At 40.9% G+C, this 26,494-nt stretch carries 18 protein-coding genes; 9 read left to right on the top strand and 9 right to left on the bottom strand.

Annotated features, from left to right (window positions below; translation table 11 throughout):
- Positions 1-4: 4 nt before the first annotated feature.
- Positions 5-2,854 carry a DNA polymerase I gene (gene polA / locus DWZ47_RS04095; RefSeq protein ID WP_117512367.1) on the bottom strand — a complete coding sequence of 950 codons (2,850 nt, stop codon included), beginning with the start codon at positions 2,852-2,854 and terminating at the stop codon, positions 5-7.
- An 88-nt stretch (positions 2,855-2,942) separates the two neighbouring features.
- On the opposite strand from polA, the gene DWZ47_RS04100 reads away from it, so the two are divergent.
- Positions 2,943-3,917 (top strand): polyprenyl synthetase family protein, encoded by a 975-nt coding sequence (locus DWZ47_RS04100; RefSeq protein WP_004296710.1) that lies wholly within the window; start codon positions 2,943-2,945, stop codon positions 3,915-3,917.
- On the opposite strand, the gene DWZ47_RS04105 is transcribed toward DWZ47_RS04100, so the two are convergent.
- The 8 genes from DWZ47_RS04105 to DWZ47_RS04140 all read right to left on the bottom strand — a co-directional run bounded on the left by DWZ47_RS04105 (position 3,918) and on the right by DWZ47_RS04140 (position 12,663).
- Positions 3,918-4,598, bottom strand: coding sequence for a DUF1266 domain-containing protein (locus DWZ47_RS04105; protein ID WP_008023795.1), 681 nt, complete (start codon positions 4,596-4,598; stop codon positions 3,918-3,920).
- Positions 4,599-4,994: 396 nt separating this feature from the next.
- Positions 4,995-5,897, bottom strand: coding sequence for a deoxyribose-phosphate aldolase (gene deoC, locus DWZ47_RS04110; protein ID WP_009001400.1), 903 nt, complete (start codon positions 5,895-5,897; stop codon positions 4,995-4,997).
- Positions 5,884-6,222 (bottom strand): nucleotide pyrophosphohydrolase, encoded by a 339-nt coding sequence (locus DWZ47_RS04115; protein WP_004296714.1) that lies wholly within the window; start codon positions 6,220-6,222, stop codon positions 5,884-5,886. Before DWZ47_RS04115 ends, deoC begins: the two co-directional genes overlap by 14 nt.
- A gap of 19 nt (positions 6,223-6,241) precedes the next feature.
- Positions 6,242-6,694, bottom strand: coding sequence for a D-aminoacyl-tRNA deacylase (gene dtd, locus DWZ47_RS04120; protein ID WP_008023798.1), 453 nt, complete (start codon positions 6,692-6,694; stop codon positions 6,242-6,244).
- Positions 6,695-6,864: 170 nt separating this feature from the next.
- The gene (uvrC, locus tag DWZ47_RS04125; RefSeq protein WP_117512368.1) at positions 6,865-8,700 is read right to left on the bottom strand and encodes an excinuclease ABC subunit UvrC; all 1,836 of its coding nucleotides are present in this window, start codon (positions 8,698-8,700) and stop codon (positions 6,865-6,867) included.
- Positions 8,701-8,769: 69 nt separating this feature from the next.
- The gene (locus tag DWZ47_RS04130) at positions 8,770-9,300 is read right to left on the bottom strand and encodes an adenine phosphoribosyltransferase (RefSeq protein ID WP_004296718.1); all 531 of its coding nucleotides are present in this window, start codon (positions 9,298-9,300) and stop codon (positions 8,770-8,772) included.
- A gap of 50 nt (positions 9,301-9,350) precedes the next feature.
- Positions 9,351-11,237 (bottom strand): tRNA uridine-5-carboxymethylaminomethyl(34) synthesis enzyme MnmG, encoded by a 1,887-nt coding sequence (mnmG, locus tag DWZ47_RS04135; protein WP_022199980.1) that lies wholly within the window; start codon positions 11,235-11,237, stop codon positions 9,351-9,353.
- A 787-nt stretch (positions 11,238-12,024) separates the two neighbouring features.
- Positions 12,025-12,663: an HU family DNA-binding protein gene (locus tag DWZ47_RS04140; RefSeq protein ID WP_117512369.1), complete on the bottom strand. Its 639-nt coding sequence runs from the start codon at positions 12,661-12,663 to the stop codon at positions 12,025-12,027.
- A 309-nt stretch (positions 12,664-12,972) separates the two neighbouring features.
- On the opposite strand from DWZ47_RS04140, the gene DWZ47_RS04145 reads away from it, so the two are divergent.
- From DWZ47_RS04145 to DWZ47_RS04180, 8 genes are all read left to right on the top strand, one after another.
- Positions 12,973-14,283 (top strand): VapE domain-containing protein, encoded by a 1,311-nt coding sequence (locus tag DWZ47_RS04145; protein WP_004298019.1) that lies wholly within the window; start codon positions 12,973-12,975, stop codon positions 14,281-14,283.
- 368 nt (positions 14,284-14,651) lie between these two features.
- Positions 14,652-15,221, top strand: a complete 570-nt coding sequence (locus tag DWZ47_RS04150; protein WP_004298021.1) for an RNA polymerase sigma-70 factor — start codon at positions 14,652-14,654, stop codon at positions 15,219-15,221.
- A 244-nt stretch (positions 15,222-15,465) separates the two neighbouring features.
- Positions 15,466-16,680: a FecR family protein gene (locus DWZ47_RS04155; RefSeq protein WP_004298022.1), complete on the top strand. Its 1,215-nt coding sequence runs from the start codon at positions 15,466-15,468 to the stop codon at positions 16,678-16,680.
- A gap of 51 nt (positions 16,681-16,731) precedes the next feature.
- The gene (locus DWZ47_RS04160) at positions 16,732-20,088 is read left to right on the top strand and encodes a SusC/RagA family TonB-linked outer membrane protein (RefSeq protein ID WP_004298023.1); all 3,357 of its coding nucleotides are present in this window, start codon (positions 16,732-16,734) and stop codon (positions 20,086-20,088) included.
- Between the two features lie 14 nt (positions 20,089-20,102).
- Positions 20,103-21,626: a RagB/SusD family nutrient uptake outer membrane protein gene (locus tag DWZ47_RS04165; protein ID WP_004302963.1), complete on the top strand. Its 1,524-nt coding sequence runs from the start codon at positions 20,103-20,105 to the stop codon at positions 21,624-21,626.
- 21 nt (positions 21,627-21,647) lie between these two features.
- Positions 21,648-22,394: a DUF4843 domain-containing protein gene (locus DWZ47_RS04170; protein WP_004298027.1), complete on the top strand. Its 747-nt coding sequence runs from the start codon at positions 21,648-21,650 to the stop codon at positions 22,392-22,394.
- A gap of 18 nt (positions 22,395-22,412) precedes the next feature.
- Positions 22,413-24,086 (top strand): PKD-like family lipoprotein, encoded by a 1,674-nt coding sequence (locus DWZ47_RS04175; RefSeq protein WP_022199979.1) that lies wholly within the window; start codon positions 22,413-22,415, stop codon positions 24,084-24,086.
- Between the two features lie 82 nt (positions 24,087-24,168).
- The gene (locus DWZ47_RS04180; protein ID WP_117512370.1) at positions 24,169-26,493 is read left to right on the top strand and encodes a S9 family peptidase; all 2,325 of its coding nucleotides are present in this window, start codon (positions 24,169-24,171) and stop codon (positions 26,491-26,493) included.
- Position 26,494: the final 1 nt, after the last annotated feature.

Here is a 26,494-nt window from a genome sequence, read left to right on the forward strand (position 1 = left end):
TGGTTTAATGTGCCTCAAGCCAGTTTCTGCCCCATCCGCAATCTGCTTTCAAGGGGACGTGCATGCGGTATGCTTTCTCCATTTCTTCGATGACGATTTCTTCTACACGCTCTTTTTCATTGACAGGAACGCTGAAATTTAATTCGTCATGTACTTGCAGGATCATTTTGGCTTGTATTCCTTCGGCCTGAAACCGTTGATAGATACGTGCCATTGCTACTTTTATAATATCTGCCGCACTTCCCTGGATAGGGGCGTTGATGGCATTTCGTTCGGCATATCCGCGTACAACGGCATTCCGGGAATTGATGTCCGGCAAGAAGCGTTTCCGGTGGAAGATTGTTTCCACATAGCCTTTTTCCTGGGCCACCTGGATACTTTTATCCATATATGCTTTTACTCCCGGATAAGTTTCAAAGTAACCGTCGATTAACTCTTTGGCTTCTTTGCGGTCTACATTCATTCGTTCGGCAAGACCAAATACGGATATGCCATAGATGATACCGAAATTGGCAGTCTTAGCTTTACGGCGCATGTCGGAACCTACGTCTTTCAGGTCGGTCTTATAAATTTTGGCAGCAGTGGCCGCATGAATATCGTGATTGCTAAGGAAAGCATCAATCATATTCTTATCCTCGCTAAGGTGTGCCATGATGCGCAACTCAATTTGCGAATAGTCGGCAGAGAAGAAGAGGCAGCCTTCATCGGGGATGAAAGCCTTGCGGATTTCTTTTCCGTTCTCGTCGCGGATAGGGATATTTTGTAAATTCGGATTGCTTGAACTAAGGCGTCCTGTAGCGGTTACAGTCTGGTTGAAAGAGGTGTGTACCCTTCCTGTACGTGGATTGATGAGCTGGGGGAGTGCGTCGATATACGTGCCCAATAGCTTTTTCAGTCCGCGATGTTCCAGAATCTTTTCTACTACCGGATGTTTGTGCCGGAGGCTTTCGAGCACTTCTTCCGAGGTGACGTACTGGCCGGTCTTAGTCTTTTTTGCCTTCTCTACGATTTTCAGTTTGTCAAATAGTACCTCACCGACTTGCTTGGGCGAAGCGATATTGAAAGTCTCACCGGCCAATTCGTAAATCTCTTTTTCGATTTGCTCCATCTGGGCGGTGAAATGGGCGGACGACTGCTTCAATGCTTCCGTATCCAGCAATACCCCGTTCCGTTCTATATTAACCAATACGGGAACTAGCGGCATTTCTATATCATAGAACAAACGTTCTGCGTCATTTTCTTTCAGTTCTTTCTCCAATACATTTTTCAGTTTCAGAGTTACGTCTGCATCTTCGCAGGCATATAGATATACATCTTTCGGGTCGAGATCGCGCATGTTCTTCTGATTCTTTCCTTTGGGACCTATCAGTTCGTCAATGTGGATAGTCTGATAGTGCAGGTAAATTTCCGCAAGATAATCCATGCCATGACGAAGTTCCGGTTGAAGAACATAATGAGCGATCATCGTATCGAAAAGTGGACCTTTTACTGTTGCGCCATAATTTTGAAGAACAATCATGTCGTACTTGATATTTTGTCCGACTTTTAACGAATTCTCATTTTCGAAGACCGGACGGAACTCATTTACGATTTTTAACGCTTCGTCTTGGTCCGATGGTACGGGAACATAAAAAGCTTCATTCTCTGCAATCGAAAAGCTCATTCCGACTAATTCGGCATCCATTGGTTCGGTTCCGGTGGTTTCCGTATCTAACGAGAGAATTTTCGATGTAAGTAACTTTTGAATAATTCCCTGCCTTTTCTCCTCTGTATCAATAAGTTGATAGCTATAAGTGAGCGATTCTAACGTCTCTAGGTTCGATTTTTTTGCTTCACCCGGTTCATCGGGCGTGAAATTCGCAAATAAATCGCCTTGCATTCCGCCTCCTTCTTCGGGAAAAAGTGGAAGAGGAGAGGGGGCACTTTTTCCAGTAGCAACTTTGCTTCCGGTGGCAGAGGTTATTCCGTTTCCGGAAATATCTTTTTTGAGCACCCGGTCGATGAGTGTTCTAAATTCCAATTCCTCGAAAATGCTGCGGAGTGAATTCTCGTCTGCTTCTTCGCGGACAAGAGCATCCATCTCAAGTTGGATAGGGACATCGATTTTAATGGTGGCGAGAAATTTCGAGAACGTAATCATTTCCCGATTGGTTTCCACTTTTGTTTTCAATGCTCCTTTCAGTTGGTCGGTATGTTCCAATAGGTTCTCGATGCTTCCGAATTCGGAGACCAGTTTTTGAGCAGTCTTTTCTCCTACTCCCGGACATCCGGGAATGTTATCTGAAGAGTCGCCCATCAGTCCGAGCATATCGATCACCTGTGCCGGAGACTGAATGTCAAACTTGGCTTTCACTTCCTCAACGCCCATCACTTCGAAACCTCCTGTGTGTTTAGGGCGATACATAAATACTTTGTCACTTACCAGCTGCCCGTAATCTTTGTCGGGAGTCATCATATAGGTAGTGATACCCTGGCGACCGGCTTCGGTAGCGAGCGTACCTATCACATCATCGGCTTCGTAGCCTGCCACTTCCAGAATGGGGATGCGGTAGGCGCGTATAATATCCTTTATAATAGGTACGGAAAGACGAATTGCTTCCGGAGTTTCTTCGCGTTGTGCTTTATATTGTTCAAAAGCCTCGTGGCGGAAGGTGGGACCTGCGGGGTCGAAGGCTACTCCTATATGAGTGGGATTCTCTTTTTTCAGTACTTCTTCGAGGGTGTTCACAAAACCCAGTATGGCTGAAGTGTTGAATCCTTTGGAATTGATTCTTGGGTTCTTAATAAAGGCGTAATACGCCCGATATATCAATGCATAAGCGTCTAAAAGAAATAATTTATTACCTGAATCCATAGATTTAATTAATTTTTCATGGTAAAAGTACAAAAAAATACGGTATTAAGCGTTTTATTATTACTTTTGTGCTCAAATTGTGTAATAAATGGACAGTATCTCACTTATCAGAACTCCGATTGAAGCGGAACTGGGCGACTTCAAAGAACTTTTTGATAGTTCTCTCTCCAGTTCAAATGCATTGCTCGATAGCGTCGTATCTCACATACGGCAGAGGAATGGTAAGATGATGCGGCCTATTCTTGTTTTACTCGTGGCACGTCTTTATGGAGCTATATGTCCTTCCACTCTTCATGCGGCTGTTTCACTGGAACTCCTTCATACGGCCAGCCTGGTACATGATGACGTAGTGGATGAAAGTTCCGAACGTCGTGGACAGCTCTCGGTAAATGCTATCTTTAATAATAAAGTAGCGGTGCTGACGGGTGACTATTTATTGGCAACCAGCCTTGTACACGCCGAACTGACAAACAGTCATCGTATTATTCAGCTTGTGTCCACTCTTGGACAGGATCTTGCTGACGGTGAGTTGCTTCAGCTTTCAAATGTAAGTAATCACAGTTTTTCCGAGGAAGTCTATTTTGATGTAATCCGCAAGAAAACTGCTGCTCTTTTTGCTGCCTGCACAAAGGCTGCCGCTTTCTCGGTAGGTGTGGGTGAGGGGGAAGCTGAACTTGCCCGTTTGCTGGGCGAATATATTGGGATCTGTTTCCAGATAAAGGATGATATTTTCGATTACTTTGATAATAAGGAGATTGGTAAACCTACGGGTAATGATATGCTTGAAGGTAAACTGACATTACCTGCTTTGTATGTGCTGAATACGACGAAAAACGAGGAAGCGCAAGAAATTGCAATCAAAGTAAAGGAGGGTACGGCTACTCTTGATGAAATAGCTCATTTGATTTCGTTTATTAAAGAAAACGGAGGTATTGAATATGCGGTTCAGACTATGAATGTCTATAAGCAAAAAGCTTTTAATCTATTGGCTTCTTTGCCGGATTCTGATATCTGTGCAGCTCTCCGGGCTTATCTGGATTACGTAGTAGACCGCGAAAAATAGTTACTTCCGGTATTTTGCCAGAAGTGAATAGCACAATAATAACCGGTCCCAATCTTCTATCTTTTCCGATTTCATCGCTTTTCCTAAAAGGAAACTCTTGTCTATTTCTTCTGCTGTATGAAGATCTAAAGAACATAATTTGGCGGCTTGCTCTATGTAGTCCCAGGCTTTCTCTTTGGTGATGTGACCACATGCTTGGGAGGCGCGCGCCAGGCTCACAAGCAGTCCCATATCCCATCCGATAATGCCTTTTTCCAAGTCATTTATCCATATAATAGGGTCCCTTCTTTCCTCTGTATATTTCACAAATTTGTATAGATTCTTTCCTTGACGGATAAAGCGTTCCACTCCGAAAAAACGCTTTTGAATGATGTTTTCGAACTCGTTGATGTTCTCTGTAGAGAGTAAATAGGGGAGCATAATCTGGTAGGAGACTCTGTCGCCTTCGTTGATAAGGAACTGGAATAGTCCGGTGGCGGACTCATTATCGGTGCAGTGAAACTCCTCTGTTAGCAGTTTGGATAGCTTTTGCGGATGGATTCCGGTCTCCATGGAGTTGAGATAGAAGCCTTGCAGTCCGGCTTCCATATAACCGATGCGTAGCCCCTTCTTTTTCTCTGCTCCGAGGATGAGGTTCAGAGGGTTGTGATTGAATCTTAAGGTTCTTGTATATGCGTCCATCCTAATATACCTCCAAAGGTTCATGAAAAGCGTGAGAACTGTTGCCATGTATTTTCCTGAGGCTTCGGCAAGCCGTTATGAGTATACAAGCAACAGTCCCACGCTCCATTCGATATATAACAAAAGTATATACATGAAGGTGCGTGAGACCCGTTTGCTTATTACCATTCATAACTTTGAATTTTGCCGAATTCCAGGAATTGGTAATAAATGAAACGTTCTCTAATATAACTAATTAGCTATATTTTCATCGCTAAACCTTTTACAAAGATAAGTATTTTTCTGAATTCTCCTATAACTATCTTTAGATTTTCTTAAATAAAAAATACCGCGTCGGTTCCCGGAGTACGGGAATCGCGCGGTAAGGCGTATTTGATTGCTAATGTAGCCTTTAGCTTAGAAGAACTTGATTTCTTCCCCTTTGATGTCAGAAAGAAGGAGGTTGGCTAAGCGGCTGGTTCCCAGGCGGAACAGTTGATTATCCAGCCATTCTTCACCCAATAGCTCTTTTACAATTGTGTAGTAAATAATCGCATCATTAACGGTATTGATGCCACCCGCCGGTTTGAATCCAATCTTGATTCCGGTCTTCTGGTAGTATTCTTTGATGGCTTCACACATCACATAAGCGGCTTCCGGAGTAGCGGCAGGCTGTTGCTTGCCGGTGGAAGTTTTGATGAAGTCTGCGCCCGAGTACATGGATAGGATAGAGGCTTTCTTGATGTTGGAAGCACTCTTTAGTGCACCAGTTTCGAGGATCACTTTGAGGTGGCGTTCCTTGCAAACTTCCTTTAATTCCTGTATTTCTTCACACATTCCTTCGTAGTCTCCGCTTAGGAATTTGCCGATGGAAATGACAATATCTATTTCATCTGCACCTTCTGCGATTGCTAATGCTGTTTCTGCCACTTTTACTTCTATAAATGTCTGTGAAGAGGGGAAACCTCCTGATACACAGGCTATATTGACTCTGTCTACCTCCAGCGTATTCTTAACGATGGCTGCAAAATTGGGGTATACACAGATTGCTGCAACATTTTTCAGATCAGGATATTCGTCGTCAAACTGATTGACTTTTTCGGTAAAGTGCATCACACTTTTGTCACTGTCTGTACTATTCAAAGTAGTCAGATCAATACAGTTGAACAGGAACTTCTTAACATCTTCCGTGTTGTTTTCCGGCACTTTTTTCTCAATCAATTCAGCTACGCGAGCTTGAATATCTGCATCGCTCAGATTGGTATTATACTTTGCCAATGCGGCATTGTACTTGTTGGGCTGTGAGTTATTCTCTTCCATGATCTTTCAGTTTTGGGTTGTTGATATGTCTTTTATTATCTCGTTTCGTTTTCTTATCCATGCTTTTCTGGAAAGCAGTGGTTATGTCTACACCTGTCTGGTTGGCAATGCAGAGAAGCACCCATAAAACGTCTGCTATCTCTTCATCTATATTATCTTTCTCTCCCTCTTTAAAGGATTGATCTCCATATTTGCGGGCCATGACACGCGCCAGTTCTCCTACTTCTTCCGTCAGAACTGCCATATTGGTCAACTCGCTGAAGTAGCGGACGCCGTATGTTTTCACCCATTGGTCCACTTGTTTCTGTGCTTCTTCCAGAGTCATAATTGTTGATGGTTGGTTATTATTCTTTGTTTTTTGTATCCATGCATATAGTAACGGGACCGTCGTTTAAAAGTTCAACTTTCATGTCTGCCCCAAAGATGCCTGTGCCTATTTCTTTTCCCAATGCACCGCTTAAATCTTTGCAGAATTGTTCGTAGAGTGGGATAGAGACATCCGGCTTGGCAGCTTTGATATAGGAGGGGCGATTTCCTTTCTTGGTAGAAGCGTGTAGCGTGAACTGGCTGATAACCAGAATCTCACCTCCATCTTCTAAGATAGATTTGTTCATTACACCATTCTCATCATCGAAGATACGTAGATTTACAATCTTCTTGCAGAGCCAGTCGATATCTTCCTGCCCGTCTGCTTCTTCAATACCGACTAATATCAGCATCCCTTTCCCAATGGACGACTTACAGTGTCCTTCAATGGTTACTGACGCATGGCTTACCCGTTGTATGACTATTCTCATTGTTATTTATTCTATTTCATGATTAGGAAAGGCAAATTTACAAAATTCAGAAGAGAAAACGGTGTGTTGGTGGGAAAATATTGTGAATTCGCCCCGTAGTCAATAGGACTATTCGTTATTATTTGTTGTCAATTCGCTATCTTGGATGCCGCCTTGGCTGACGTATTTCCTTATTGTTGTTCGTTATCTAAACCTTCTTTTACAGTCTTGGCTTTCGCTTCTCCAATCACAGCGGAAATCTCCTCAAAAGAGGCTTCTTTGATCCGTTTTACGCTCTTAAATTCTTTCAGAAGCGCTGTTTTTGTCTTTTCTCCAATCCCTTTGATATTGTCTAATGCCGATGCTACCTGCCGTTTGCTGCGTTTATCACGATGGAAACTGATGGCAAAGCGGTGCACTTCATCCTGAATCTGTATCAGCAAACGGAATAACGGGCTTTGCTGTTTGATACCGATAGTCTGCGGAGGAAATCCAAAAAGCAGTTCCGATGTGCGATGGCGATTGTCCTTTGCCAGTCCGGCAATCGGGATTGTTAAGTTCAGCTCATCTTCAATCACCTCTCTAACGACCTCCATTTGGCCTTTTCCACCATCGGTGATAATCAGGTCGGGCAGAGGGGCGTTTTCTTCAATAGCGCGCTGATAACGTCTTCTGACGACCTCTTTCATGGATGCATAGTCGTCAGGTCCTACAACCGTCTTTATATTGTATTTCCGATAATCCTTCTTTGAGGGTTTAGCCTTTTTAAAGACAACGCAAGCGGCCACGGCATCAGAACCCTGTATGTTTGAGTTGTCAAAGCATTCAATTTGCAAAGGCGGTCTGTCCAGATGCAGCTCTTGCTGTATCTCTTTCATTAATCGCATACTTCTTTGCTCCGGATTCAGCTTTTCCGCCTGTTTTAGACGGTCGGCTTTGTATTGCTTCACGTTTAGAATCGAAAGATCCAGCAATTTCTTTTTATCTCCCCGCTGTGGAACGGTAAATACGATGTTGTTTAGCTCCAAATCAAGTTCAAAAGGCACTATAATCTCTCTGGATTGACTCTTATAGCGTTCCCGCATTTCGATAATACCCAGTGTCAAAAGCTCCTCTTTTGATTCATTCAGCTTCTTTTTATATTCGAATGTAAACGCCTGGTTAATGGCGCCGTTTGTAATATGCAGATAGTTGATGAAAGCGGAATTGGACTCGTCCTCTTCAATAGAAAATACATCTATGTTGTGCAATACAGCGCTTACTACCTCCGATTTGGAACGGTAGTTTTCTATCAGAAGATATTTCTCTTTCACCTTCTGTGCTTCTTCAAACTTCATCTCACCGGCTAATGTCTGCATCCTTTCCAGTAGCATACGGCTGATTTCTTGTGTGTTTCCTTTCAGGATCTCTTTGATTTCATCAATGTTTTTGAGATAATCCTCCTGTGATTGTAGCCCGATGCATGGTCCTGCGCAGTTCTTTATATGATATTCCAGGCATACGTTAAACTTACCAGCCCGTATATTCTCCGGAGTTAGGTTTAAACTGCAAGTTCGCAAAGGATATAAATGCTTTATCAGATCCAGTACCGCATACATGGATGGTATGTGACTATACGGTCCATAATACGAAGAACCGTTCCTGATAATCTTCCTTGTTCTGAAAACTCTGGGAAAATACTCGTTTTGTACGCAAATAGAAGGGTATGTCTTGTCATCCTTTAATAGAACGTTGTAGCGCGGCTTATATTTCTTTATCAGATTATTCTCCAGCAATAACGCATCTTCTTCCGTGTTGACTACAATATAACGAATATCGGCGATTTTGCTGACCAGCACTCGTGTCTTTCCCGGTTCATGCTCTTTGCTGAAGTAGGAGTAGACTCTTTTCTTTAGATTTTTAGCCTTTCCAACGTATATAATTGTGCCCTCCGTGTTCAAGTATTGGTAAATACCCGGTTTCTCGGGAAGGTTGGCTACAATCCCTTTCAAATATTCATTGGCTCTGCTTTCTGGTTCTGTATTCATAATTGTTAGGTACGAAAGATCGCTAGCTGCTTACTTTTGACACATTCTCTGCAAATAGAGGCAAATCCTTTATAAAGACAATACCGATTCTACTTCTACGTCATCTCCGAACAAAGATTTTCCATTCAGTTCTTTCAATTCGATGATGAAGTTTACATATACCTTTTTAGGCTTTAGTCTTTTCACCAATTCGCAAGCTGCTTTCATGGTGCCTCCTGTTGCCAGCAAATCATCATGTAGTAGAATTACGTCGTTTTCGTCCAGTGCATCTTTGTGAATTTGCACCGTGTCTTTGCCATACTCCTTATCGTAGCTTTCTTCAATCGTTTCTGCTGGGAGTTTGCCCGGCTTGCGGATTGGAATAAAACCGGCGTTCAGACGGGTTGCCAGAATCGGTCCCATAATAAAGCCTCTTGATTCTATACCCACCACTTTGGTGATTCCTTTATCCTTATACATATCGAACATGATATTGGATAATTCCTGCAAGCACCATGGATCTTTGAATAGAGTAGTGACGTCGTAGAACAGGATTCCGGGAATCGGAAAATCGGGTACTTCCCGAATGCTTTTGATTAGTGTTTCTTTGCTCATAATCATTGAATTATATCGTTTCTTTAAATGCTTTGTTTCACGTGAAACGTTGCCGCTTATCGTCCCGAAAGCACCAGCAGCACGTTGATGTCGCTAGGAGAGACTCCCGGAATTCTGCTCGCTTGCGCGATTGTTTCCGGATTTATCTTTGCCAGCTTTTGCCGAGCTTCGGTGGAAAGGGATTGAATGGTGGAATAGTCAAATTTTCCTTTAATCTTAATACTCTCCAATCGTGCTAGTTTTTCAGCTATCATTCTCTCTCTATCAATATATCCTTGATACTTGATTAGGATTTCGGCAGCTTCGAGAATCTCTTCTTTCCGGTCTTGATCCGAACTCGTCGCTTTTTCCAGTTCGCGTTGAAACGCCGGAACATATTCTGCTATATTTTCTATTGTCACTTGCGGGCGGTTCAGAATCTCTATCAACTTACAACCTTGACGTAGGGGCGTTGTCCCTATCTTTTCGAGAGCATTGTTGATTAGTGCCGGTTTCATCGAATAGTTGCGCGCGAAAGAAATGATTTGTTCCACGGCTTCTTTCTTGCCTCTTACTAACTGATATCGATCTTCTTTTGCCAACCCAAGCTTAAATGCTTTCTCTGTTAAGCGCATATCGGCATCATCCATGCGAAGCAGAATGCGGTATTCCGCACGCGAGGTAAACATACGGTAAGGTTCATCCACACCTTTGGTAACCAAATCGTCGATTAATACGCCAATATATGCTTCATCGCGAGCCAAAGTAAATGCTTCTCCGCCGTGGCAGTTAATGTGTGCATTGATACCGGCTATCAATCCTTGTCCTCCTGCTTCCTCGTATCCGGTGGTTCCGTTTACTTGTCCGGCAAAGAACAAATTTTTGATAATCTTCGATTCCAACGTATGTTTTAATTGAGTCGGATCGAAATAGTCATATTCGATAGCGTATCCCGGGCGGTAGATAACCAGATCTTTGAAAGCCGGGATTTGTTTTAATGCTGCAATTTGTATTTCCATCGGAAGCGAAGAAGAGAATCCGTTAAGATATAACTCTTGTGTCGTTTCTCCTTCCGGTTCGAGAAATAACTGGTGCTGATCTTTATCCGGGAAAGTGACAATCTTGGTTTCGATGCTCGGACAATAGCGTGGCCCGATACTTTGAATCTGTCCGTTGAACAGGGGAGAATCCGGCAAACCTTCACGCAGAATCCGGTGTACTTCTTCATTAGTGTAGCATGTCCAGCATTGAAGTTGCTTTAAGTGGTGCGTGCTAGTATTCATGAATGAGAACTTGTGGAAGTCCGATTCGCCGTCTTGTGTTTCCATCTGGTCAAAATGAACACTACGTGCGTCAATTCGTACCGGAGTACCGGTTTTCATTCTTCCGTAGGTGATACCGTGGCGGGCGATGGATTCGGTCAACTGATAGGAAGCCAGTTCGGCCATTCTTCCTCCCGGTAATTTATGACGTCCTACATGCATCAGTCCGTTGAGGAAAGTTCCTGCGGTGAGCACAATGCATTTCGCTTTGAAGGTGACGCCCCATGCGGTGACCAATCCAGTGACCTCACCGTTTTCTACGAGCAGTTCACATACGGTATCTTGCCAGATATGAAGGTTGGGTGTATTTTCCAGTTTCTCTCGCCAGGACCAAATGAACTTAGCCCGGTCGCATTGGGCGCGGGGGCTCCACATGGCTGGACCTTTCGAGCGGTTTAGAATTCGGAATTGAATGGCAGTCTCATCTGTCACTAATCCCATCTGTCCACCCAATGCATCTATTTCACGTACAATTTGTCCTTTGGCGATTCCTCCTACAGCCGGATTGCAACTCATCTGTCCAATCTTGTTCATGTCCATAGTGATGAGACAAGTTTTGGAACCTAAATTAGCAGCGGCTGCCGCTGCTTCACAACCAGCATGTCCGGCACCAATTACAATTACGTCGTACTTAAAATCCATTCCTATCTTATTTATTATCAAACGCTGCAAAGTTACAGAAAAGTTGTGAGACTTGTATCTTCAAGCTGTTTTTGCTTCTGAAAATCCGAGGAGGAATCCGGCTTAACTGAAAAAACGCCGTAATTTCGGGTTAGAAATATGCAGATTGTTCGAAAATAGACCGCTTATTGGCTTTTGTGATTGTATATTTTGGGATGGAATGGCAATAGTTTGTCTTTTCAATCCCTTGTTTTGCTTTCTTTTTGTTAGTTGTGTGCTTGCTCAATTATGAGTGCAACTAGAGAGTAAAAGGAAAGATTTGTTGAAAATGCGGATTGTTGTGAAAATAAACGTGAGGTTTACACTCAAAATCTACCCTACGTCTTGACATAAGTCAAAAAAATAAGTCTGAATGTAATTTTTTGTATGATGGCTTTTGCTGTTTTCGCAAACAGCTATACCTTTGCAGTGTAGTTGTGAAACTACTTATATTTTAGGTATTAGAAAAAGGTAATAATTAAAAGGTATTAGTTTATAAAACTAAGGTATTAGATTTTAAGATTAGTTTTTAGGAAAAAGATTGTTTTGATTAGGTATTAGGAAAAAGACGTTTTCAGGTAAAGAGTAAATGAAAGATGAAGAAAAAGAAGAATCCCATTTATGGGGATTCTTTAAAGGTGGAGCGGAATGATTCGCTCTTTTTTTGTGCCCTTTGTTCATTCTCTTCACATTGAGATAAGTCTCAATTTATCAGTCTTTTTACGTGATTCGTTGAGTGAAAATACCTCTTTCATATCCTTCACAGTCATTACCGTGAAGGATGTGCCGCATCTCTGGATACGCCATAATAACCGGGAGCAGGCACATACATCGGCTGATTGCGCAAACCGATATTCACCAGCTTTCCTTCTCCACGCAAACGTACCAAATGCGTTTTGGCCGTAGTACGTGCCAAACCACACACTTCCTGAAAATCACGGCGGGTCATCATCTGATGTTCGGCAAAATATTCTTTCAACAGCATATCAATCTCCACCTCTGACATCTTCTCCGAATGACGGACATACTTGGACTGATTGGCGCGGACACCCACAAAATGTCCTTTCAGATTACTGTCAGGGCGAAATCGGACAGTTTTGAAAGCCACCTTATTAGTCTTATGCGGAGTGCTACGAGTCACTTTCCCCGTAGCAGCCAAAGTGGGATAAAAATAGCCGATCCCCTCGATATGTACTTCTTTTCCCTCTCGCAACGACTCGCCGAGAATCTTCGATAAGTTATCAAGCACATTCTTTACATCGCCCACAGTCAACGAACTGTAGTCATGAATCTTGTAACAAAGAGTATCCGTATCCACTTTTCCATTCATAAAGATACGCGGATGCAACGCCGCTTCTTCTTCCGAAGAAGCATTAGGATTTTCATACCAATCAAACACAATAGCCATTACTTCTTATCAATTTAAATGTGTAACTTCATCATAGGACAACTTTAATCGGCTATTCGGACGATTGGAATCGGCTGTTCAGTCAACTATTGTCAGCCAACCGGACAACTCCAGTCGGCTTTTCCTAAACAAGCACTAAAGATACGACAAAGTAACGATATATCAGCATAGGAAAGCTTGTTTTTCGTTTCAGAAGAAAATAAATATTTTCTTAGTTAAATACTTGCAAACCCCATATTTCATGTTATACCTTAGCAGCATCAACCGGTCGAAAAAACAACATTTATTCATTTAAAAAACAAGAAAAATATGAAGACATTAGAATATAACTCGAAACGTTTGGCAAAAAGAATACAAGCATTGATGAAAGAATCGTCAAACGTCATCGTTTCACCGAACACTTCAAAGAACGTACCGAAAATGCAAGAAATAGATGAACAGGAAGCATATAAACAAGAAGTACATAAACACCCCGTCCTTCTAACACGACAAGTGATTGACTTTTTGAAAGTACGATATGACTTCCGCTACAACTTACTCACCGAAGAAACCGAATTTCGCCCCTCCGGGCAACGAGAAATTCCTTTCTGCCGCATAGACAAGCGAGAACTGAATACTTTCTGCCTGGAAGCCCACAAAGAAGGAATCAACTGCTGGGACAAGGACCTTCAAAGATACATTTACTCTACCCTAGTGGAAAGCTACCACCCTTTCCGGCTTTATATGAACGAACTACCTGCCTGGGACGGAACGGATCGGTTGAAGCCCTTGGCGAAGCGAGTATCCGACACTCCTATATGGATAAAAAGCTTTCACACCTGGATGCTCGGACTTGCCGCCCAATGGCTGGGAGTGAATCAAACACAAGCAAACAGCGTAGCCCCGATACTTATCAGCGAAGAACAGGGACGCCATAAATCCACTTTCTGCCGTATGCTGATGCCGCCACAACTAGCCCGTTATTATTCGGATAATCTGAAACTAACCGCACAAGGCAATCCCGAACGTCTCCTAGCCGAGATGGGGTTACTAAACATGGACGAATTTGATAAATTCGGAGCACAAAAGATGCCGTTACTTAAAAATCTGATGCAAATGTCCAGCCTCAACATCTGCAAAGCCTATCAGAAAAATTTCCGGTCGCTGCCTCGTATCGCCTCTTTCATCGGAACAAGTAACCGGACTGACTTACTGTGCGATCCGACAGGCAGCCGCAGATTCATCTGCATTGAAGCGGAGCATGATATTGACTGTACCGGAATTGAACATTCACAAATCTACGCCCAACTGAAAGAGGAATTGCTTGCAGGTGCCCGTCACTGGTTCAACAAGGAGGAAGAACATGCTTTGCAACGTCATAATAGCGCATACTATCATGTCAACCCCATAGAAGACATTGTGTGCAACATATACGCGCCTGCCATGTTGGATGAACCGGATTGTCTGTCACTCTCCGCCGCTATCATTCATCAAGAATTGAAAAAGAGGTTTCCGGCTGTACTTCGTAATTGTACTCCTATCCAATTGGCGCAGATTCTGACTGCAACGGGTATCAGTCGACAGCATACGAGATTGGGCAATGTGTATTTGGTGAAGAAAGTGAAGGGCTGTGAAGAGTGAGAATGATACTACCTGTTCACATAAGATATCTGTGAATAAGATGGTTACGCCTCTGTGACGACTGTGAATGACAGCATATATCATAGCAATCAGAAAGTAGTAAACAATCAAGTCCCGAACATATTTTGATTGGTAATGATTTTATTGCAAATAATGTTATTACTAATCGAAGTATTTCTTATTTTTATATTCCTCTTTAAAGCTTGCGCCTTTTGTGCCCTGTTGCATTTTATTTTTTATTTTGTAAGTCGGCAAGGTCTGCGTTTCTGAAAAAAACAATATATTTGCATTCATAAATATCGCAAAAGTAAGTAGTTACGGTGATTTTTATAAATTTTGTTCTCTTTTTTCGCAGGAAAAGTGACAGTATGAACGATAAAATTGACATCATAGTAGCGGGAGTAAACCGGAAGGATAAAAAGATGTGGGGCGATTTCTACGATCGTTTTTATACTGCTTTATGTGTTTATGTTTCCAAGATATTGCCAGTCCCCGATGCGGTGGAAGATTTGGTACAGGAAGTTTTTATTTCTGTATGGGAGGGGAAGCGTACCTTTTCTGATATTAAAGAACTTACCAATTATCTTTATCGTGCCTGCTATAATAATGCCTTATTATATATACGTAATAATCAAATTCATGATACTATTTTAAGTTCTTTGGCGGAAGAAGAAAGTATGGTGGACGAAGATACGATTTATGCACTGACAGTAAAAGAAGAAATTATCCGGCAACTCTATTGCTATATCGAAGAACTTCCTGCCGAACAACGTCGGATTATTTTAATGAGAATTGAGGGACATACATGGGAAGAGATAGCGGAACGTCTGGAGATAAGTATCAATACTGTCAAAACCCAAAAGACTCGCAGCTATAAATTCCTCCGTGAAAGGTTGGGGGATTCCATTCATTCCATAATTCTTTTTTTATTTTTCTAAAAATAAAAAAACATTCTGATACTTCTTTGTCTTTTTATTGATTGATTAAAATTTATTCTATTTGTTAAAATCAAATCTTTTTCTTCTATATAATGACATTATGATATATTTCTACCTCTAAATTCTGATTCATTATTCTTTTATCTCAAAAAGATGTCATCTTTTTGTCACCCGTTTTTATGAGTTGTGTATATCTATAATAAAGATGAATTAAACAATTGTTTAATTAAAAAAACGCAATAAGATGAAGAAGTTCGAAAATGTATATCAAGACGCTGCTTTAATGAGAAAGGTTCTTTTGGGGGAGGCTGATGAAGTGGAACAAAAAGATCTTGAGAAACGGTTGGCAGAATGTCCGGACTTACGAAATGTATACGAGCAGTTACAGAGCGGGGAGACTTTGAAAGTCGCCTTTGGAGAATATCAAAAATATTCGTCAAAGAAAGCTTATCAGTCTTTTCTTCAGAGTATCGGGCAGATGGAATCGAAAGGCCGGAAGAGTCGTTCTCGTCGGGTGGGGTGGTACGCTGCTGCGGCTGTCGTTACTTTAGCCGTTGCTCTTTCTTTCTATATGTCGAATTATATCTCATCGGAAAAAGAAGGGAAAACTTTGATTCAGCCGGGAACGCAGCAGGCACAATTGACTTTGTCCGATGGCAGCGTGATTGATGTGCATAGAAAAGAAGTAAGCGTAGTAGTAGATGGCGTTCAAGTAAAATATAAGAAAGGAGTGCTGTCTTATCAGCCTACCGTCACGACACAACATGAGGAGAAAAACATTGAAGAACAATCTGGCAAATCAAATGAACTGGTAATACCGCGTGGAGGTGAAAATACTGTAATCCTTGCAGATGGAACGACAGTACATTTGAATGCCGGTTCTAAATTGACCTATCCGGTACGTTTTGCCGGTAAACGTCGAATTGTGCGTTTGGAGGGTGAAGCTTATTTTGATGTAGCAGGAGATGAGAATCATCCATTTGTGGTACAAACTCATCTCGGGGAAATAACTGTACTTGGTACTGAATTCAACGTGAATGCTTATGCCGATACCCCTGTTTGTTATACAACCCTAGTACATGGAAAAGTGAAATTCTCTACATTAAATGCGGAAACGGTTACTCTCTCACCGGGTGAACAAGCTGTTGTATTTGCCAATAGTTCAACGAAACGCAAGGTGGATTTGGAAGAATATGTTGGTTGGGTAGATGGTATGTACATCTTTAATGACCGTCCCTTGGGCGATATAATGAAGACATTCGAACGCTGGTACGACATACAGGTTTATTACGAAACCCCTAACCTGCGCGACATTACCTATAGTGGTAACTTGAAACGCTACGGAACAATAAATTCATTCCTGGATGCACTGGAACTGACAGGAGACCTTACTTATAAAATCAGTGGCAGGAATATATTGATATATGACAAAGTGGAAGAACAGGAATGGAAAAGATAGAATATTAGAATAGTTAGAATATTAGGTACACAAAAGTTTAATTATTAATTTATGAGAGAAAAACGATGGCTGCTATGTTTTCTAGTGGCAATGTGCTGTACGTTTAGTGCATGGGCATTACCGTCACAAGACAAGACGGTGACTTTGAAACTGCACAATGTCTCTATAGAGACTGTCCTGGATGCAGTGAAAAAACAGACAGGTGTGAATATGTTATATAATTCACAAATGTTCAAGGGTGTTCCTTCGGTATCACTTGATGTGAAGAACGAGAGATGGGATACAACTCTTAAATTAGTGTTGAATCCTCAAGGGTTTGACTATGTGATGAAAGACGGTATTGTTGTCATTCGAAAACAAAAGCGTGAAAACCGTGTCCGTGGTATGGTGACAGACTCACATGGAGAGCCGATTCCCGGAGCTAGTATTATTGTTAAAGGTACTCGTACAGGTACTTCTACCAATATTGAAGGTGAATTTACTTTGGACGTAAAAAGTGATAAGGTGGTGTTGGAAGTTTCTTTTATAGGTATGAAGAAGCAAACTGTCCAAGTGGATGCTACTCGTCGGAAAACGGTTGAAATTACATTGGTGGATGATGTCAAAACATTGGAAGATGTGGTTGTGACCGGATATAGCAATGTACGTAAATCCAGTTTTACGGGTAGTTCGACTCAGATTTCGGGTGATGACTTGCGTAAGGTGTCACAGACAAATATAATTGGGGCGATCCAGTCATTCGATCCCTCTTTCCGTTTGGTAGATAACGTACAATTTGGTTCTGACCCGAATGCTTTACCAGAAATGTATATTCGTGGACGTTCCGGTTTTGGCGTTAAAGAACTGGATAAAGATCAGCTTTCAAAATCAAATTTGGAGAATAATCCTAATTTACCAACTTTTATCATGGACGGTTTTGAAGTAAGCATTGAGAAGGTATATGACTTGGATCCTACCCGTATTGAGAGTTTGACGGTTTTGAAAGATGCTGCTGCTACTGCTATGTATGGTTCACGTGCTGCTAATGGAGTGGTGGTAATTACTACTGTTGCTCCGAAAGCAGGAGAGGTTCGTGTCTCTTATAACTTTACAGGAACGTTGGAAATGCCCGATTTACGGGATTATAATTTGGCAAATGCATCGGAGAAGCTGGAAATAGAGCGTCTCGCAGGATTATTTGATAAAGGACAAGCTAACATTCCATCGACTGCGGTAGGGATGAACAACTATTATAAGAAATACGCTTTAATTCAAAAAGGAGTAGATACGGATTGGATGTCTATTCCACTTCAAAATTCTTTCAATCATAAGCACAGTATTTACTTAGAGGGAGGAACACCTAATTTGCGTTATGGTGTGGACGGTTCATTTAATATAGCAGATGGTGTGATGAAGGGTACAGAACGTAATCGCTATAGTGCAGGCTTCTCTTTGGATTATCGCATCAAGAATTTGCAAGTAAGAAACTATGTATCTTTCGGGCATACGAAATCGAAAGAATCTCCGTATGGTTCGTTTAGTGATTTTAGCGGACTACAGCCTTATGACTCTCCTTATAAAGATGATGGAACACTCCGGGAGAAACTCACATATTCGAAAATTAGCGGACGTGACAATAATAATCCGCTATATGAAGCAACTTTGGGTAATTATAATTGGAACTCTTATGATGAGGTTATTGATAATTTGAGCTTTAACTGGTACCTGAATGATTACTGGACGGTTAAAGGGCAGTTCAGTGTAACGAAGAAATATTCCAAATCAGAGAAGTTTATTGATCCGCTTTCAAGTAAGACTAGTGTTACAGGTTCAAAAGATAATAATCTTGCCGGTGATTTGTATACGACGAATGGAGAAAGTTTGGATTGGAATTCCAATGCTTTTTTATACTATACACGTAGCTTTAACAAGCAGCACAATTTGAATGTTTCAGCAGGTTGGGAAGCAGCTTCAGGTACCACTGAGAGTACCAATGCTCATTATCGTGGATTTCCGTCGGGTGAGTTTCACTCTCTGAATTATGCGGCGGAAGTATATAAGAAACCTACTCGTACTGAGAATACCACACGAAGGGTTAGCGTATTAGCTTCTGCCAATTATACGTGGAATGATATTTATTTGGTAGACGCTTCTGTACGTTTCGATGGTTCGTCAGAGTTTGGGGCGAATCAGAAGTGGGCTCCTTTCTTCTCTGGAGGTTTGGGTGTTAATATTCATAACTATGATTTCTTCAAAAGTAACGGATATATCAATAAGTTAAAATTACGTGCTTCTTATGGGCGTACCGGTAAAGTTAATTTCCCGGCTTATGCTGCAACGACGATGTATGAAACTTTATTTGATGAATGGTATATAACAGGTTATGGGGCTGTATTGAAAGCTTTAGGTAATAAAGATTTGACTTGGGAAAAGACGGATAAGCTGAGTGTTGGTATCGAAACAAAAACGTTCCATGATCGCCTGACTGTTGATTTCGAGTATTACTATAATAAGACAATTGACTTGGTGAATGATGTCACTCTTTCCCAAACTTCCGGTTTCTCTACTTACAAAGATAATATGGGACAAGTTGCCAACAAAGGCGTAGAATTAAAACTTCGTGCGGATATTTATCGTGACAGAAACTGGAATGTGGCGTTATGGGGAAATATGGCGCACAATAAGAATGAGATTCTGAAGATTTCCGACTCTCAGAAAGCATATAATGAGAGAGTGGCCGCTTATTATAAAAATGAAGCACTTTATCAAGAAACATTAGGGCTGTCTCATGGTGCGGAATATTCGGTACCACTGCCACAGTATGAGGAAGGAGCTTCTCTGACTTCAATTTGGGCTGTACGTTCATTGGGCATTGATCCTACTACGGGTAAAGAGATCTTTTTGAACCGTGATGGCTCTATAGCTGATAAGTGGAATGCTGCGCAGGAGGTTGTAGTTGGAAATACAGAACCTAAATGTAGTGGTGCTTTCGGGTTGAACCTGTCGTATAAGAATTGGACTCTGTTTGCTTCATTTCTTTATGAGTGGGGTGGACAGGAATACAATCAAACATTGGTCAACAATGTGGAAAATGCGGACTTAGTGAACAAGAATGTCGATTTACGCGTATTGACGGACAGATGGAAAAAACCGGGTGACATAGCTCAGTTTAAAGATATTAAAGACCGGGGGATGACTACTTTGCCAACATCACGTTTCGTGCAGGATAAAGCATTGGTTCGATTGAATTCATTGAATGTCAGCTATGATTTTAACCGTGACTGGATAAAAAAACATCTCCGCATGAATCTGCTTCGTCTGGAAGCTTCTACGAGCGACTTGATAAACTGGTCCTCTATTAAACAGGAACGCGGATTGAGCTATCCGAGATCTTGGAAAGTGGAATTCTCATTAAAAGCACAGTTCTAAAAAAAGAAGAAAAAATGAAAAAGATATATACAATAATATTTGTGTCATGTCTAGCAGCTATCTCGTTCAGTTCTTGTAGTGACTGGCTGGACGTGAGACCTGCGGATGAGATAAAGGAAGAATATTTGTTTGAGACAGGAAATGGTTATCGTACAGCTCTGAACGGTATATACCGGAAGTTGGCGACTTTCGATTTGTACGGTAGTAATCTGAGCTGGGGGTTGATAGATGGCTGGGGACAGGTATATGACTTGGACAAAGCCCCCGACAGCGGTGGTGGTAAAGCTATGAAGAAATTATCGAAGTTTTTGTATAAGAACTCTGAACTTACTCCTACAACAGATGCTATGTGGAGCGCAGCGTGGAATATCATAGCCAATTGTAATAACCTTGCACAGCAGGTGGCAGAGGAAGATACAATGCTGTTCTACAAACGTACGCAGGAGAAAAATATGATTTTAGGAGAAGCTATTGCCTTACGGGCGTATATGCATTTTGATTTGTTACGTATATATGCGCCGTCTTTGGCTATGAATCCGGGAGATAGGCTTTTTATTCCTTATGTGGACAAATATCCATCTTATTTATCCGATCGACAAACAGTCGGTTACTGTTTGGAACGCATCATCGCTGATTTAGTAGAAGCGCAAAAGATTTTGAAGGATGTGGATAAGTCATCAGAGTTTACTTCGGGTAATCGTTTTACTAAGTCTCCTTCCGGAGAAGAACGTTTTGTGTGGTACAGAGGATTCCATCTTAATTATCATGCCGTAACTGCGGAGTTGGCTCGTGTTTACTTATATGCAGGACAATCGGAAAAGGCCTATGAAACAGCGAAGTTACTAATAGATATTAATGCTGATAAAGGTTATTATAAGGCAGTAACAAGTAGTTATAGTGGACCTATGAATATAGAGAATGGGAATATAAAGATGTATGAAGACATTATATTTGCATTATATTCTACAGATCAGACTGATTGGGATTTGGAGATTAATCATGCAAGTGATAATGCTACCAAACCGGATGATGAAAAGTATCTGGCTTTGAGTGATGCTGTGATAACGAAATTCTTCGGTACCGAAAGCGATAAAGACTGGCGTCTTAAGTATCAGTTAGGACCGAATACTTCTTCTTTTTATCGTTCATTGAAGTATAAAAAACAAGATGAAGGTTCTGGTTTTGGTAAAGTGAATAGTACAATGGTGCCTATGATTCGTATGTCTGAAGTATATTATATAGCTGCAGAGGCTATTTATGATACAGATAAGGAATTGGCCAAGACATATCTTAAAACTGTGAAACAAGGGAGAGGTATTAGTTCTCCTGACCTTAGCAAATCGGGTACGAAGCAAGACTTTATTAATCTGATTGTTGATGACGCCCGTCGCGAGTTTATTGGCGAAGGACAGACTTTCTTTTTATACAAGCGTTTGAAACGGAACTTGGAAGGGTCGGATGAAAAGCAGTCCGTAGAATATCCGGCGATTGAAGATAATTTGGTGATGCCATTGCCTGATTCGGAAAGCAATATTTAAATTTTGAAAGATTGAAGATATATGAAAAGAATAAGTTTTTATATAGTCATTGTATTGTTGGGAGTCTCCTTCTTTACTTCTTGTGAGGAGCAAGGATTACTGACCCATACAAATGATGTGTCATATATTGCATTTGAGAAAAATATGACAACAGATACAACAGGTGTATCTTTTAAGTTTTACAATGAAGGTGAAAATGCTAAGATATTATTAGGAGTTACCATTTCTGGAAAAGTACAGGATAAGGATTTGGAGTTTACGGTCAGTGTAGATCCGGAACGAACGACTTTGCCTGCTACCCAATATGAATTGCCAGAGAAGTGCGTAATTAAAGCAGGAGAACTAACCGGAGAAATATTGGTGGTTCTGAAGTATTACGAAAAATTGGATACGAAAGCTGAACTGCTGACGTTGCAAGTGAATGACGGTGGTGAGGTTCGTCAAGGTCCGAGTGTCTATTCACGTGCTATTATTTCCGTATCTAATTTGTTGTTTGCACCTGAGTGGTGGACTAGAAACGACGGTGATGTGAATAATCCCTACAACATTGTTGAAGAATGGTATTTGGGGAGGTATTCGGAAAAGAAATATTTAATGTTTTTGGAAGAATTGAAAAAAGACGGGGTGGTATTTGACGGAAAAGATATGTTTATATTGCGTAAATATGCACTGCGTCTGAAAAATAGAATTAAAGATTATAATACTCAACATCCGGATGAACCCATGAGTGATGAGTATGGTAAAATGGAAATTCCTGTTGCCGGATAATTAAAAAACGGAAGAAGTATGAAAAAGATAACAGTTTATATTTTATTACTACTTTTATTGAGTAGCATTTGCAGTTGCCTGGATGATAAAAACAATTATGATTATACACCGATTAATGAACTGAAAGGCACTATTAGTAATATTGAAAAAAACTATAGTGTTGGGATAGATGAAGACTTAGTTATAACACCTACGTTTGAGTTTACAATTGATAAAACAGATCCGGATGTGAGTTACGAATGGAGACTAGACGGAGAATTGTTGAATGTAAAAGCACCTTCGTATACTTTCAATTCTCATAAGATCGGATTGTTTGAACTCACATTTTCCGTCATCGACAATAAAACAGGGGTTAAGTACTCTGCTTCAACAGACATTTTGGTTCGTTCTCCTTATCAGAGAGGATGGGTGGTTTTGTCTGACGTAGATGGAAAGTCAACACTTTCATTTATCAAGATTAAGACCTTGTATGGTGTGTCAGAAACTGTGAATATCTGGGGTGAGAAAGTGGTACGTGATTCTATCGCATATCATTCTGTCGAAAAGTATTTAGTCAAAGATTTAGGAACCAACCCCAAAGGTGTTTTTGAGCATTTGGGTTATCCTAGTACTTTCGGACAGGTAGAGACTGTATATGATGAACTGGTAGTGATGCAAGATCGTTGGGTGGAGCTGAACGGTAATACTTTGGAGCGTGAAGTATATACAGAGGATGAGTTCTATGGGGATTTGCCGGTGGGAGGCTTCAAACCTGTAGAAGCTGCCATGTCTTACTCTGCAAAATTTATTCGTGATGAAAATGGATATATTTATATGCACACGAAGCCGGTTGCAAATGATTTTCATGCTGGAGCCTATATGTCTATTCCACTGTGGAATTATACTAAATTCAGTGCTTTATATCCTGTACAGAAGTTTAAGGACAGAAATATGGATGCGGTTCTGGCTCTCCGTGAAGAGGATAACTCATTGGTAATTATTCGAAATGGAGGTGGGGTGAAGAATAGTTCCAATGATCCGACATTTTATGATAATACGGTGAAGGATACCGGAGAAATAGTTGAATTTGAAGGAGAGGATGCTAAGAACTTTCAGAATATGCGTGATGAAAGTATTGTAACAATGAAAACTGCGTCAGTTAATGTGAATGGCGACATGATGCAAGCATGGGTTGCCTTGATGAAGGGTAACGATATGTCTTATCAATTGCGCTATTTCAGAATGAAGAATAAAAAATGGGATATATATGATTATTATGAAAATGACTTGACGTCATTGAAAAATAAAGAGTATACAGATATGGCTGTATTTGAACAAAAGCAGTATGTTGTTATTGCAATGGGGAATGAATTGTGGTATTGCCAATATGTGAAAGGTGTGGCATCTGCTCCAAAATTGATTCATACATTTGACAAGAAGGTGATTGCTCTTTCATCTAATGATATATATTTGTATCCAAAATATGGAGTTTACAACGGTCAGTTAGGGGTTGCCTTGGAAGACGGAAGTTTCTTTATATATGGGGTGGAAGAGAAGGACAAGCAAGAATCAGGATTGGTTAATGATGTAAAAATAAAACAATTATACCCGAATGAGGAAAGTGAGAAGGAGGGAGATAATAATTTTGGAAAAATAGTGGATGTACTATATAAAATAGGAAATGCTAACCAGATTGTTCAGTATGACCTTTAAAATAACTTGATCTATATAGATTATGCGGGGAATCGCATTGAGTCTTGAATACTTTATGTGATTCTCCTTTGTTTATTTGAATATGAGAAAAAGAATATTATTTATAGTTTTATTTGCTTGGTCAGGCATTCTGCATGCTTTTTCCCAACAGCAGGCCAACTATGAATTGGCAAATGAATTTCAGGCTTTCGGTTTAGGGGGTAATTTTACTGCTAATAGTCTAAATCTCTGGCCGAATGAAATTAATGGAACAGATAAGTTTTGGTTTGAATTTCATACGACTGTCGGGAAGGATTACTATTTTGTAGATCCTGAACGTCGGTTAAAAGAACCATTGTTTGATAAAGGGAAACTGGCATCGGGAATTGCACAGATTACTAGGGGTGTAGTGGACAGGAATAAACTGGAGTTGAGTGATATCAAATTTTCTGAAAACCTGGCTTCTTTTTCTTTTTCTTATAAAGGTAGGAACTATGAATATAATCGCCTGACACACCAGATTGTAGAGAAAAAGAAAGAAAAGAGTCGGTCATTATTTGATCGTTACTCATGGATGAAATATTCGCCAGACAGAAAATATCTTGTGTATGTGAAGAAACACAATCTGTATGTGAAAGGTAATGGGGAGATGGGAATGGATACGACGGAAGTGCAGTTGACCACTGATGGAGTTCGGTATTATTCTTATGCGCATGATGGAGGAACGGACGAAGAAGGAGAAGTCATGTCTGATATCTGTTGGTGCCCCGATTCAAGGCATCTTTATTTAGTACGCGAAGATGAACGTCTGCTTAGAGATTTTTGGGTGATAAATTCGTTGGATGACAGGCCTTCCCTGACTACTTATCGTTATGAATTCCCTGGTGATAAGAATGTAACCCAAAATGAACTGGTTATAGTTGACGTGATTGGGCGTACCGTAAAAAAAACAGACATAAGTAAGTGGCCGGATCAATACATAAATCCTTTGTGTGTGACAAAGGATAGTAAATACCTCTTTTTTGAACGTACGAAACGTACATGGGACGAAGTGGATTTGTGTTCTGTCAACCTCTCTACAATGGAGGTGAAAGAAATAATTCATGAAGTTGACAAACCGTATCGTGATCCGCATGCTCGTAGTGTCGCTATTTTGAATGATGGTAAAGATATTCTTTTTCGTTCGGAGCGTACGGGATGGGGGCATTACTATCATTATGATGGTAATGGAAAGTTGAAGAATGTGATGACTTCCGGTGAGTGGGTGGCAGGTCAGATAGCTTCTATTGATACTTTGGGGCGAACAGTATATCTATATGGATATGGCAGGGAAAAAGATATTGCCCCATCTTATTACATGCTCTATAAAGTGCATATTGATAGGGAAGGAGTAACTCCATTAAGTACGGAAGACGGTCAGCATCAGGTTAAATTCCTGAAGTCTAATAGATACTATATTGACACTTATTCAAGAGTGGATATGGAACCTAAAATCATGTTGAAAGATAACAAGGGACAAGGGATTCTTGAATTGGCAAAGCCGGATATTGAATTAGCCTACAAAGCCGGATGGAAAAAACCGGAACGTTTTGTTGTGAAGGCTGCTGATAATATAACCGATTTACATGGAGTAATGTGGAAACCGGCAGACTTTGATTCTACTAAGGTATATCCGATTATTTCTGTGGTATATCCGGGGCCTTACTTTGGTCAAGTTCCTACTTCATTTACCTTAGAAGACAGATGTTGTACCCGTTTGGCGCAGTTAGGTTTTATCGTAATTGCTGTGTCTCACAGAGGAGATACTCCTATGCGTGGAAAGGCATACCATCGGTTTGGTTATGGTAATATGCGTGATTATCCATTAGCTGATGACAAATATGCTATTGAGCAGTTAGCTCGGAGGTATTCATTTATTAATGGTAAAAAAGTCGGTATCTACGGTCATTCCGGTGGAGGATTTATGGCTGCTGCAGCCATCTGTACTTATCCGGACTTTTATAAAGCTGCTGTCTCCTGTTCCGGAAATCATGATAACAATATCTATAATCGTGGGTGGGGAGAATGCTATAACGGTGTGAAGGAAGTGGAAAAAGTAGTAAAAGATAGTTTGGGTAATGAGACAAAAGAGTATGGATACAAGTTCAATGTGAAGCCGAATACGGAGATTGCCAAGAATTTGAAAGGACATTTAATGCTCGTCACCGGTGATATGGACAAGAACGTGAACCCTGCTCATACTTATCGCATGGCGCAGGCATTGATTGAAGCCGGCAAGGATTTTGATATGCTGGTGATTCCGGGTGCCGGCCATGGATATGGTTCTGCTGATAAGTATTTTGAGAAGAAGATGTACCGTTTCTTTGCCAAGCATTTGCTGGGTGATACTCGTGCAGACTATTGGGGAGATATTAACCGTAACAAATAAG

Origin of the sequence: Bacteroides sp. AF32-8BH (assembly GCF_003435205.1) — a bacterium.
In the GTDB taxonomy this organism is placed as follows: Bacteria; Bacteroidota; Bacteroidia; order Bacteroidales; family Bacteroidaceae; genus Bacteroides; species Bacteroides ovatus.